The organism is Pseudomonas sp. B16120, assembly GCF_044218845.1.
GTDB lineage: Bacteria > Pseudomonadota > Gammaproteobacteria > Pseudomonadales > Pseudomonadaceae > Aquipseudomonas > Aquipseudomonas paracarnis.
Map to the genome: position 1 here is coordinate 2267325 of NZ_CP162588.1, position 12651 is coordinate 2279975.

Annotated in this window: 6 protein-coding genes, 2 tRNA genes and 3 rRNA genes; 7 read left to right on the forward strand and 4 right to left on the reverse strand. The window is 54.8% G+C overall.

All coding sequences use genetic code 11. The features are described 5' to 3' along the window. Positions 1 to 43 precede the first annotated feature (43 nt). Positions 44 to 1852: an aminopeptidase P family protein gene (locus AB4P90_RS10850; protein WP_032901925.1), complete on the forward strand. Its 1809-nt coding sequence runs from the start codon at positions 44 to 46 to the stop codon at positions 1850 to 1852. 38 nt (positions 1853 to 1890) lie between these two features. On the opposite strand, the gene AB4P90_RS10855 is transcribed toward AB4P90_RS10850, so the two are convergent. The 4 genes from AB4P90_RS10855 to rhtA form a co-directional block, all read right to left on the reverse strand. Further along, complete coding sequence (locus tag AB4P90_RS10855; protein ID WP_032901924.1) at positions 1891 to 2481, reverse strand: 2-hydroxychromene-2-carboxylate isomerase; 591 nt, start codon at positions 2479 to 2481, stop codon at positions 1891 to 1893. 34 nt (positions 2482 to 2515) lie between these two features. Then, on the reverse strand, positions 2516 to 3247 hold the full coding sequence (locus tag AB4P90_RS10860; RefSeq protein ID WP_395605882.1) for an SDR family oxidoreductase: 732 nt from the start codon (positions 3245 to 3247) through the stop codon (positions 2516 to 2518). Between the two features lie 98 nt (positions 3248 to 3345). Further along, positions 3346 to 3627 (reverse strand): hypothetical protein, encoded by a 282-nt coding sequence (locus AB4P90_RS10865; protein ID WP_003190182.1) that lies wholly within the window; start codon positions 3625 to 3627, stop codon positions 3346 to 3348. 163 nt (positions 3628 to 3790) lie between these two features. Then, positions 3791 to 4678, reverse strand: coding sequence for a threonine/homoserine exporter RhtA (gene rhtA / locus AB4P90_RS10870; protein WP_014717824.1), 888 nt, complete (start codon positions 4676 to 4678; stop codon positions 3791 to 3793). Between the two features lie 642 nt (positions 4679 to 5320). Between rhtA and AB4P90_RS10875 the strand changes: the two genes are divergently transcribed. The 6 genes from AB4P90_RS10875 to mrdA all read left to right on the forward strand — a co-directional run bounded on the left by AB4P90_RS10875 (position 5321) and on the right by mrdA (position 12651). Further along, positions 5321 to 6857: ribosomal RNA gene (locus tag AB4P90_RS10875) — 16S ribosomal RNA — on the forward strand. Positions 6858 to 6981: 124 nt separating this feature from the next. Further along, positions 6982 to 7058: transfer RNA gene (locus tag AB4P90_RS10880), tRNA-Ile, on the forward strand. A gap of 10 nt (positions 7059 to 7068) precedes the next feature. Beyond that, positions 7069 to 7144: transfer RNA gene (locus AB4P90_RS10885), tRNA-Ala, on the forward strand. A gap of 237 nt (positions 7145 to 7381) precedes the next feature. Further along, positions 7382 to 10273 (forward strand): 23S ribosomal RNA (locus AB4P90_RS10890). A gap of 156 nt (positions 10274 to 10429) precedes the next feature. Then, positions 10430 to 10545 (forward strand): 5S ribosomal RNA (rrf, locus tag AB4P90_RS10895). Together the 16S, 23S and 5S rRNA genes with 2 tRNA genes alongside form the textbook arrangement of a ribosomal RNA operon. A 213-nt stretch (positions 10546 to 10758) precedes the next feature. Next, on the forward strand, positions 10759 to 12651 hold the full coding sequence (gene mrdA, locus AB4P90_RS10900; protein WP_014717825.1) for a penicillin-binding protein 2: 1893 nt from the start codon (positions 10759 to 10761) through the stop codon (positions 12649 to 12651).

Sequence of the window (12651 nt, forward strand, 5' to 3'; positions counted from 1 at the left end):
CATCGCAGTACATAACAATTATTAGTGGTTAGCAGGAGACACAATGAGTACGCAGCCTTTGACCCATGGAACGGTTCCCCAGCGCCTGGCGCACACCCGTGAACTGATGCGCCGCGAAGGCATTCATGCCTTGCTGGTGCCATCGGCGGACCCGCATTTGTCCGAATATTTGCCGGGTTACTGGCAAGGGCGCCAGTGGTTGTCCGGTTTTCATGGCTCGGTGGGCACTCTGATCGTCACGGCGGAGTTCGCCGGGGTCTGGGCGGATAGCCGTTATTGGGAACAGGCGACCAAGGAGCTCAAGGGCAGCGGTATCGAGCTGGTGAAGCTGCAACCGGGTCAGCCCGGGCCGCTGGAGTGGCTGGCCGAGCAAACCCCTGAGGGTGGCGTGGTGGCGGTGGACGGTGCGGTCATGGCCGTGGCCTCGGCACGTACCCTGGGTGGCAAATTGGCCGAGCGTGGCGCGCGTCTGCGTACCGATATCGATGTGCTCGATGAAGTCTGGCAAGACCGCCCAGCGTTGCCGAACCAGCCGATCTATCAGCATCTGCCGCCCCAAGCCACCGTCAGTCGTGGCGAGAAACTGGCCGCATTGCGTGCCAGTTTGAAAGACAAGGGCGCCGATTGGCATTTCATCGCGACGCTGGATGACATCGCCTGGCTATTCAACCTGCGCGGCGCTGATGTGTCGTTCAATCCGGTGTTTGTGTCCTTTGCCTTGATCAATCAGCAACAGGCCACTTTGTTTGTGGCGTTGGGCAAGGTCGATGCGCAACTGCGGGCGGTGCTTGAGCAGGATGGCGTGACCCTGCGTGATTACAGCGAGGTGGCGCAAGCGCTGCGAGCGGTACCGGCGGGCGCAAGCTTGCAAGTAGACCCTGCCCGCGTCACCGCCGGCTTGCTGGAAAACCTCGACGCGGGCGTCAAGCTGGTTGAAGGCCTCAACCCCACCACACTGGCTAAATCCCGCAAGAGCCTGGCGGATGCGGAACATATCCGCCAAGCCATGGAGCAGGATGGTGCGGCGCTGTGCGAATTCTTTGCCTGGCTCGACAGCGCCCTGGGTCGCGAGCGCATTACCGAACTGACGATTGACGAACACCTGACCGCTGCACGTACCCGCCGCCCAGGCTATGTATCGCTGAGTTTCAACACCATTGCCGCCTTCAACGCCAACGGCGCGATGCCGCATTACCACGCCACCGAAGAAGAGCATGCGCTGATCGAAGGTGATGGCTTGCTGTTGATCGACTCGGGCGGCCAATACCTGGGCGGAACCACGGACATCACGCGGATGGTGCCTATCGGTACACCGAGTGAGGAGCAGAAACGCGATTGCACGCGGGTGCTCAAGGGGGTGATTGCTCTGTCCCGTGCGCAGTTCCCCAAGGGCATTCTTTCACCGTTGCTGGATGCCATTGCCCGCGCGCCGATATGGGCAGAAGGCGTGGACTACGGTCACGGCACAGGCCACGGCGTGGGTTATTTCCTCAACGTACATGAAGGTCCGCAGGTCATTGCCTATCAGGCTGCTGCGGCGCCACAAACGGCGATGCAGCCAGGGATGATTACTTCAATTGAACCGGGTACTTATCGCCCTGGCCGTTGGGGCGTGCGCATTGAGAACCTGGTGTTGAACCGTGAAGCGGGCAAGACCGAGTTTGGCGAATTCCTCAAGTTCGAAACCCTGACCCTGTGCCCAATTGATACCCGCTGCCTGGAGCCGTCGTTGCTCACGGCGGATGAGCGCGAATGGTTCAACGCGTATCACGCCCAGGTGCGTGAGCGTTTGAGCCCGCTGCTCAATGGTGCAGCGCTTGAATGGTTGCAGGTGCGCACTGCGGCGATTTGATCGGTTGCAGCCAAGGCATTGCCGGCTGCAATCAACACCTAGCTGAGGGCTTCACGCACAAAGTCCAGGCGGTCCTGGCCGAAGAACAGCTGGTTTCCTACAAAGAAACTGGGAGCGCCGAACACGCCGCGCTTAATGGCTTGTTCGGTTTTGTCCTTGAGAGCGTCCTTGACGGCTGCATCATTGGACAGGGCCAGTACCTGCTCGGGATCGAACCCCTGTTCGGTGAGCACATTGGCCACGACCTCTGGGTCGCCCAGGTGACGGCCTTCCACCCAGAGTGCGCGGAACAGGCAGTCGATGAAGTCGAGGAAGCGCTCAGGCTGGTGGATTTGAATGCCGGTGACGGCGCGCATCAGCACCAAGGTATTGATGGGAAAGTGTGGGTTGAACCTGAGCGGCACGTTGTAGCGTTTGGCGTAACGCGCCAGGTCATCGAGCATATAGCGCCCCTTGGCGGGCACCATGATCGGCGAGGCATTGCCCGTGGCCTTGAATACACCGCCCAACAGCATCGGTTGATACACCACCTGTGCGCCGGTTTTAGCGCACAGCGCCGGCAACTGGGTATAGGCCAGGTAAGTGGCGGGGCTGCCGAGATCAAAGAAGAACTCCAGGGTTTTACTCATGGTCTGTACTCACTGCTTATTGTTATAGAGGGAGTCACCAGGTTTCATTCCAGGGGCGCAGGTCCAGTTCGAACGTCCAGGCGTCCCGTGGCTGGCGATGCAGGAACCAGTAGTTGTCGGCAATATGGTCAGGGTTGAGGAGGGCGTCCTGATCCTTGAGGACGTATTTTTGCGGGAAGTTCTCGCGAATGAAGTCGGTATCGATGGCACCGTCCACCACCACATGGGCGACATGGATGTTCATCGGGCCTAACTCCCGCGCCATGCTTTGTGCCAGGGCGCGTATCCCATGCTTGGCGCCAGCGAAGGCAGCAAACCCCGCGCTTCCGCGCAAGCCGGCGGTGGCTCCGGTGAACAGGATAGTGCCGCGGTTACGCGTGACCATGCGCTTGGCGACTTCCCGTGCGTTCAGGAAGCCGGAGAAGCACGCCATCTCCCAGATCTTGAAGTACTTGCGTGCGGTTTCTTCCAGAATGCTGCAAGGCACATTGGCGCCGATGTTGAAGACGAACGCTTCAATAGGCCCCAACTCGGTTTCGATTTGCTCGACCAGTGCGATCACGTCCTCTTCTTTACGTGCATCACAGGCAAAACCATGGGCTTCACCGCCCGCCAACTGAATGCTGTCTACCAGGGGCTGCAGTTTGTCGGCGCTGCGACGGGTGACGCAGGCGATGTAGCCTTCGCGGGCAAAGCGTTTGGCTATGGCGCCGCCGGTCGCGTCACCCGCACCCACTACTAATACGATTTTCTTGTTGTGCGGCATGGGAACTCCATTGGCTCGATGGTCGAGCAGGAGTTTAGCCTTCGTGCCGCAACTGGCCTGAATTTAAGATGAGCAGTCAGGAAAGACTGCTCGGGCAGCTATTTGCAGATGACGATCATACTGCGGCTGGTATAGCCAGCTGGGTTGAGGCCGAAAGGATAGTCCCCAGGCTCTTCGGAGTTATCGCCGGATTTGGCTATCACCCGGTAGCCCTTGGCACCGCATGAGTTGGCTGCACTGGTGTAGCACTGGTCCCAGGAGGAGGACAGGCCTGAACAGTTGATATGCAGCCCTTTTTTTCCCCGTTTCACTTCTGTTTTTGTGGTTGCAGCACAGCCAGCGATGCCCACAACCAGCAACAGTATCAAAATTCGTTTCATTCCCATCCTTAATAGCCGCCCTGCAAAAGAACAGAGCCGCTTTACTCGCTCTCGAGCGAAGCGTTCATGCTGTCCGTGTCGAAATTCTCCATGAATGACATTCGGTTACGGCCTAAACATGGCCTAAATGAGCGGCAAATACCAGAGCTGGCTTTAAAGATGATCAGTCGGCAGGCACCAGTGGTTTGGATTCGTTGCGCATCGTTAACGTCGCGCCTACGCTAGCCAGGATAATGCAGGTGATGGCCAGCCATTGGGCCAGGGATAAATGCTCATGCAGAAAGAACAGGCCGGAGAGGGCGCCGAACGCCGGTTCGATACTCATCAACGTGCCGAATGTGCGAGCGGGAAGGCGAGTCAGTGCGACCATCTCCAAGGTGTAGGGCAAGGCGGTGGACAGAATTGCGACGCCAATGGCGACAGGGATCAGGGCGGGCGTCAGCAGCGCGGCGCCCGCATGCACGATGCCGATCGGTGCGACGAACAGGGCCGCAATCATCACGCCGAGTGCAGCGGTCTGAACACCATTGTCGTTCCCAGCCTTTTGGCCGAACAAAATATAGAGGGCCCAGCATCCGCCTGCGCCCAGTGCGTAAGCCGCGCCGACCCAGTCGATACCGCTACTGGCCTCGCCCATCGGAATTAACAGCAGCAGGCCGATGATCGCCAGGGCAATCCACAGGAAGTCGACAGCTCTGCGCGAGGCATAGATAGCGACGGCAAGCGGGCCTGTGAATTCGAGTGCTACTGCAATCCCCAGCGGTACGGTACGAAGGGACATATAGAAGAGGAAGTTCATGCCGCCCAGCGCCATCCCGTAAATGATCACCGTGCGCAAGGACTTGGCCGTCAGCGTGGCGCGCCATGGGCGTAATAGCACCAGCATGATCACACTGGCGAAAATCAAACGCAGAGCAGTGGTGCCTTGTGCGCCAACAATAGGAAACATGCTTTTGGCCAATGACGCACCGGATTGGATGGACGCCATGGCGATCAATAGCAGGCCGATCGGAAACAATGCGGATGCCAGGCTACGAGGAGGGGTGGTCATTGCGGGAGTTCTTCCGAAGTCATGATCGATAAATACGTGGCGCTATGATGCTTAACTGTCAATGAATGAGCAATATATTGCTCAAATACTGACTCATAGCTATCTATATAGTGGAAGTATCGGGTTTTTGAGGGTTTTGATAGAAAAACCGAATAATTGGGTTGACGGCAGATTCTGGAAGCCTATAATTCGCCCCACTTCCGGCGCAGTAGAAACGGAAAACTCCTTGGTAAACAATGAGTTACGAAGTTCTCGACAGCAAGTTGCTTCAGTTCATCGAAGCCAAAAGGAAGTTGAAAAAGAGGTATTGACAGCAGCGTGTAACGCTGTAGAATTCGCCTCCCGCTTACGAGAGATCGCAAGCGCAAGTGGTTGAAGTTGTTGAAGAAATCTTCGAAAACTTCTGAAAATAACCACTTGACAGCAAATGAGGATGCTGTAGAATGCGCGCCTCGGTTGAGACGAAAGATCTTAACCAATCGCTCTTTAACAACTGAATCAAGCAATTCGTGTGGGTGCTTGTGGAGTCAGACTGATAGTCAACAAGATTATCAGCATCACAAGTTACTCCGCGAGAAATCAAAGATGTAACCAACGATTGCTGAGCCAAGTTTAGGGTTTCTTAAAAACCCAAAGATGTTTGAACTGAAGAGTTTGATCATGGCTCAGATTGAACGCTGGCGGCAGGCCTAACACATGCAAGTCGAGCGGTAGAGAGAAGCTTGCTTCTCTTGAGAGCGGCGGACGGGTGAGTAATGCCTAGGAATCTGCCTGGTAGTGGGGGATAACGTTCGGAAACGGACGCTAATACCGCATACGTCCTACGGGAGAAAGCAGGGGACCTTCGGGCCTTGCGCTATCAGATGAGCCTAGGTCGGATTAGCTAGTTGGTGAGGTAATGGCTCACCAAGGCGACGATCCGTAACTGGTCTGAGAGGATGATCAGTCACACTGGAACTGAGACACGGTCCAGACTCCTACGGGAGGCAGCAGTGGGGAATATTGGACAATGGGCGAAAGCCTGATCCAGCCATGCCGCGTGTGTGAAGAAGGTCTTCGGATTGTAAAGCACTTTAAGTTGGGAGGAAGGGTTGTAGATTAATACTCTGCAATTTTGACGTTACCGACAGAATAAGCACCGGCTAACTCTGTGCCAGCAGCCGCGGTAATACAGAGGGTGCAAGCGTTAATCGGAATTACTGGGCGTAAAGCGCGCGTAGGTGGTTTGTTAAGTTGGATGTGAAATCCCCGGGCTCAACCTGGGAACTGCATTCAAAACTGACTGACTAGAGTATGGTAGAGGGTGGTGGAATTTCCTGTGTAGCGGTGAAATGCGTAGATATAGGAAGGAACACCAGTGGCGAAGGCGACCACCTGGACTAATACTGACACTGAGGTGCGAAAGCGTGGGGAGCAAACAGGATTAGATACCCTGGTAGTCCACGCCGTAAACGATGTCAACTAGCCGTTGGAAGCCTTGAGCTTTTAGTGGCGCAGCTAACGCATTAAGTTGACCGCCTGGGGAGTACGGCCGCAAGGTTAAAACTCAAATGAATTGACGGGGGCCCGCACAAGCGGTGGAGCATGTGGTTTAATTCGAAGCAACGCGAAGAACCTTACCAGGCCTTGACATCCAATGAACTTTCTAGAGATAGATTGGTGCCTTCGGGAACATTGAGACAGGTGCTGCATGGCTGTCGTCAGCTCGTGTCGTGAGATGTTGGGTTAAGTCCCGTAACGAGCGCAACCCTTGTCCTTAGTTACCAGCACGTTATGGTGGGCACTCTAAGGAGACTGCCGGTGACAAACCGGAGGAAGGTGGGGATGACGTCAAGTCATCATGGCCCTTACGGCCTGGGCTACACACGTGCTACAATGGTCGGTACAGAGGGTTGCCAAGCCGCGAGGTGGAGCTAATCCCATAAAACCGATCGTAGTCCGGATCGCAGTCTGCAACTCGACTGCGTGAAGTCGGAATCGCTAGTAATCGCGAATCAGAATGTCGCGGTGAATACGTTCCCGGGCCTTGTACACACCGCCCGTCACACCATGGGAGTGGGTTGCACCAGAAGTAGCTAGTCTAACCTTCGGGAGGACGGTTACCACGGTGTGATTCATGACTGGGGTGAAGTCGTAACAAGGTAGCCGTAGGGGAACCTGCGGCTGGATCACCTCCTTAATCGACGACATCAGCTGCTCCATAAGTTCCCACACGAATTGCTTGATTCATTGAAGAAGACGATAGAAGCAGCTTTAAGCTCCAAGCTGATAGCTCTTAGCTAATCAGTTACGCGCTCGAAATTGGGTCTGTAGCTCAGTTGGTTAGAGCGCACCCCTGATAAGGGTGAGGTCGGCAGTTCGAATCTGCCCAGACCCACCAATTTTGTTATGGGGCCATAGCTCAGCTGGGAGAGCGCCTGCCTTGCACGCAGGAGGTCAACGGTTCGATCCCGTTTGGCTCCACCATTAACTGCTTCTGCTGTTAGAGTTTAGAAATGAATATTCTGAAGCGAATATTGATTTCTAGTCTTTGATTAGATCGTTCTTTAAAAATTTGGGTATGTGATAGAAAGATAGACTGAACGTTACTTTCACTGGTAACGGATCAGGCTAAGGTAAAATTTGTGAGTTCTCTTAATTGAGAAATTCGAATTTTCGGCGAATGTCGTCTTCACAGTATAACCAGATTGCTTGGGGTTATATGGTCAAGTGAAGAAGCGCATACGGTGGATGCCTTGGCAGTCAGAGGCGATGAAAGACGTGGTAGCCTGCGAAAAGCTTCGGGGAGTCGGCAAACAGACTTTGATCCGGAGATGTCTGAATGGGGGAACCCAGCCATCATAAGATGGTTATCTTGTACTGAATACATAGGTGCAAGAGGCGAACCAGGGGAACTGAAACATCTAAGTACCCTGAGGAAAAGAAATCAACCGAGATTCCCTTAGTAGTGGCGAGCGAACGGGGACTAGCCCTTAAGTGGCTTTGAGATTAGCGGAACGCTCTGGAAAGTGCGGCCATAGTGGGTGATAGCCCTGTACGCGAAAATCTCTTAGTCATGAAATCGAGTAGGACGGAGCACGAGAAACTTTGTCTGAATATGGGGGGACCATCCTCCAAGGCTAAATACTACTGACTGACCGATAGTGAACTAGTACCGTGAGGGAAAGGCGAAAAGAACCCCGGAGAGGGGAGTGAAATAGATCCTGAAACCGTATGCGTACAAGCAGTGGGAGCCCACTTTGTTGGGTGACTGCGTACCTTTTGTATAATGGGTCAGCGACTTATTTTCAGTGGCGAGCTTAACCGAATAGGGGAGGCGTAGCGAAAGCGAGTCTTAATAGGGCGTCTAGTCGCTGGGAATAGACCCGAAACCGGGCGATCTATCCATGGGCAGGTTGAAGGTTGGGTAACACTAACTGGAGGACCGAACCGACTACCGTTGAAAAGTTAGCGGATGACCTGTGGATCGGAGTGAAAGGCTAATCAAGCTCGGAGATAGCTGGTTCTCCTCGAAAGCTATTTAGGTAGCGCCTCATGTATCACTGTAGGGGGTAGAGCACTGTTTCGGCTAGGGGGTCATCCCGACTTACCAAACCGATGCAAACTCCGAATACCTACAAGTGCCGAGCATGGGAGACACACGGCGGGTGCTAACGTCCGTCGTGAAAAGGGAAACAACCCAGACCGTCAGCTAAGGTCCCAAAGTTATGGTTAAGTGGGAAACGATGTGGGAAGGCTTAGACAGCTAGGAGGTTGGCTTAGAAGCAGCCACCCTTTAAAGAAAGCGTAATAGCTCACTAGTCGAGTCGGCCTGCGCGGAAGATGTAACGGGGCTCAAACCATACACCGAAGCTACGGGTATCACGTAAGTGATGCGGTAGAGGAGCGTTCTGTAAGCCTGTGAAGGTGAGTTGAGAAGCTTGCTGGAGGTATCAGAAGTGCGAATGCTGACATGAGTAACGATAATGGGTGTGAAAAACACCCACGCCGAAAGACCAAGGTTTCCTGCGCAACGTTAATCGACGCAGGGTTAGTCGGTCCCTAAGGCGAGGCTGAAAAGCGTAGTCGATGGAAAACAGGTTAATATTCCTGTACTTCTGGTTATTGCGATGGAGGGACGGAGAAGGCTAGGCCAGCTTGGCGTTGGTTGTCCAAGTTTAAGGTGGTAGGCTGGAATCTTAGGTAAATCCGGGATTCTAAGGCCGAGAGCTGATGACGAGTTACCTTTCAGGTAACGAAGTGGTTGATGCCATGCTTCCAAGAAAAGCTTCTAAGCTTCAGGTAACCAGGAACCGTACCCCAAACCGACACAGGTGGTTGGGTAGAGAATACCAAGGCGCTTGAGAGAACTCGGGTGAAGGAACTAGGCAAAATGGCACCGTAACTTCGGGAGAAGGTGCGCCGGTGAGGGTGAAGGACTTGCTCCGTAAGCTCATGCCGGTCGAAGATACCAGGCCGCTGCGACTGTTTATTAAAAACACAGCACTCTGCAAACACGAAAGTGGACGTATAGGGTGTGACGCCTGCCCGGTGCCGGAAGGTTAATTGATGGGGTTAGCTAACGCGAAGCTCTTGATCGAAGCCCCGGTAAACGGCGGCCGTAACTATAACGGTCCTAAGGTAGCGAAATTCCTTGTCGGGTAAGTTCCGACCTGCACGAATGGCGTAACGATGGCGGCGCTGTCTCCACCCGAGACTCAGTGAAATTGAAATCGCTGTGAAGATGCAGTGTATCCGCGGCTAGACGGAAAGACCCCGTGAACCTTTACTATAGCTTTGCACTGGACTTTGAATTTGCTTGTGTAGGATAGGTGGGAGGCTTTGAAGCGTGGACGCCAGTCTGCGTGGAGCCATCCTTGAAATACCACCCTGGCAACTTTGAGGTTCTAACTCAGGTCCGTTATCCGGATCGAGGACAGTGTATGGTGGGTAGTTTGACTGGGGCGGTCTCCTCCTAAAGAGTAACGGAGGAGTACGAAGGTGCGCTCAGACCGGTCGGAAATCGGTCGTAGAGTATAAAGGCAAAAGCGCGCTTGACTGCGAGACAGACACGTCGAGCAGGTACGAAAGTAGGTCTTAGTGATCCGGTGGTTCTGTATGGAAGGGCCATCGCTCAACGGATAAAAGGTACTCCGGGGATAACAGGCTGATACCGCCCAAGAGTTCATATCGACGGCGGTGTTTGGCACCTCGATGTCGGCTCATCACATCCTGGGGCTGAAGCCGGTCCCAAGGGTATGGCTGTTCGCCATTTAAAGTGGTACGCGAGCTGGGTTTAGAACGTCGTGAGACAGTTCGGTCCCTATCTGCCGTGGACGTTTGAGATTTGAGAGGGGCTGCTCCTAGTACGAGAGGACCGGAGTGGACGAACCTCTGGTGTTCCGGTTGTCACGCCAGTGGCATTGCCGGGTAGCTATGTTCGGAATAGATAACCGCTGAAAGCATCTAAGCGGGAAACTAGCCTCAAGATGAGATCTCACTGGAACCTTGAGTTCCCTGAAGGGCCGTCGAAGACTACGACGTTGATAGGTTGGGTGTGTAAGCGCTGTGAGGCGTTGAGCTAACCAATACTAATTGCCCGTGAGGCTTGACCATATAACACCCAAGCAATTTGCGAACTCGAGAGAGACCAGATTGCGGTGTGTGAAGACGCAATGAACCGAAAGTTCGACGCTCACAAAACACCACGATCTATCACATACCCAATTTGCTGAAGCGAGGCCAGCTGGCCACGACTCAGTACCCGAATTTCTTGACGACCATAGAGCATTGGAACCACCTGATCCCATCCCGAACTCAGCAGTGAAACGATGCATCGCCGATGGTAGTGTGGGGTTTCCCCATGTGAGAGTAGGTCATCGTCAAGATTAAATTCCGAAACCCCAATTGCGAAAGCAGTTGGGGTTTTGTTTTGGGCGCTCGAAAATTCCAGCGCTTCTGGCAACATTAAATAAGCTGCCGTTGAGGGAATTCGATACAAAGTGTTTCTGCATTTTTGCTATGGTGCAGCACATTTTCACAAGGATTGATCCTTATCCGCAGGATGCGGCGTCGACCTTTTCCAACGAGATGCTGTAGAAATGCCTGAACCGATACCTATCAAAGATCACGAAAAAGAAAACCGCCTGGTCAACAAGCGCTTGCTCGCCTGTGCGGTGCTGGTGATTGGGATCACCTGTGCGCTGGTAGGGCGCATGTATTTCCTGCAGGTGGTGCAGTACGACTACCACTCCACAATTTCGGAAAACAACCGGGTCCACGTACTGCCCATCACACCGACTCGCGGCTTGATCTATGACCGTAATGGCGTGGTGCTGGCCGACAACCGCCCTAGTTATAACCTGACCATCACCCGTGAGCGCACCGCCGACCTCAAGGGTGAGCTGGATGAAATCGTCAATCTGTTGCACCTGCCTGCCGAAGACCGTGCGGTGTTTGATAAGGCGCTCAAGCAGGCCCGTCACCCGTTTGTTCCCGTCACGTTGTTCTACGAATTGACCGAAGAGCAGATCGCCGTTTTGGCCGTTAACGAGTTCCGTCTACCTGGTGTGGACGTCGAGCCACAATTCGTTCGCCATTACCCCCTGGGCGCGCACTTTGCCCACTCCATCGGCTACGTTGGCCGCATCAACGAAAAAGAATCCAAGACCCTTGATTCGGTGGAGTACCGCGGTACCCAATCCATCGGCAAAACCGGAATCGAGCGCTTTTACGAGTCAGAACTGCATGGCCATGTCGGTTATGAAGAGGTCGAGACCAACGCACAGGGCCGTGTGCTGCGCGTGCTCAAGCACACCGACCCGATCCCTGGCAAAAACATCGTCCTGAGCCTCGACGTCAAGCTACAGGAAGCCGCCGAAGAGGCCTTGGGCGACCGTCGCGGTTCAGTGGTCGCCCTGGACCCGCAAACCGGTGAAGTACTGGCTATGGTCAGTAAACCGAGTTTCGATCCGAACCTGTTCGTCACCGGCATCAGCTTCAAGGAGTACGCCGCGCTGCACGACTCCATTGACCGGCCGCTGTTCAACCGCGTGCTACGCGGGCTCTACGCGCCAGGTTCAACCATCAAGCCGGAAGTGGCCATTGCCGGTCTCGACAGCGGTGTCGTTACCCCACAAACCCGAGTGTTCGACCCGGGTTATTATCAGTTGCCAGACTTTGACCATAAATACCGCAACTGGAACCACAGCGGTGACGGCTGGGTGGACATGGACGCGGCCATCATGCGTTCCAACGACACTTACTTCTACGACCTGGCCCATAAGCTCGGGATTGACCGCCTGCACGACTATCTGGCCGAGTTCGGCCTGGGCCAGAAAGTGTCCCTGGATATGTTCGAAGAGTCTGCCGGCCTGATGCCATCCCAAGCCTGGAAGCGTGCGACCCGTCGCCAGCCGTGGTTCCCAGGCGAAACCGTGATCCTCGGCATTGGCCAAGGCTATATGCAGGTGACGCCACTGCAATTGGCCCAGGCCACAGCATTGATTGCCAACAAAGGTGTATGGAACCGCCCGCACCTGGCCAAGACCATCAATGGCGTGGCGCCTGTAGATGAGCACCCAATGCCCAACGTGGTGCTCAAGGACCCGCGTGACTGGGAGCAGGTCAACCACGGCATGCAATTGGTGATGCACGATCCCCGCGGTATCGCCCGAGCGGCAGCGCAAGGCGCGCAATACCGCATCGCCGGCAAGAGTGGCACCGCCCAGGTGGTGGCGATCAAACAGGGTGAGCGCTACAACCGCAACAAGACCTTGGAGCGGCATCGCGATAACGCCTTGTTCGTCGGCTTCGCGCCGGCCGAACATCCGAAAATCGTGATTTCAGTCATGATCGAAAACGGTGAGGCCGGCGGCCGTGTAGCCGGGCCTGTGGTGCGCCAGATCATGGATGCCTGGCTGCTCGACCAGGAAGGCCACCTCAAGCCGCAATATGCGGCGCCGGCCAAGGCACCGGGTGATCCACGGGTTTGA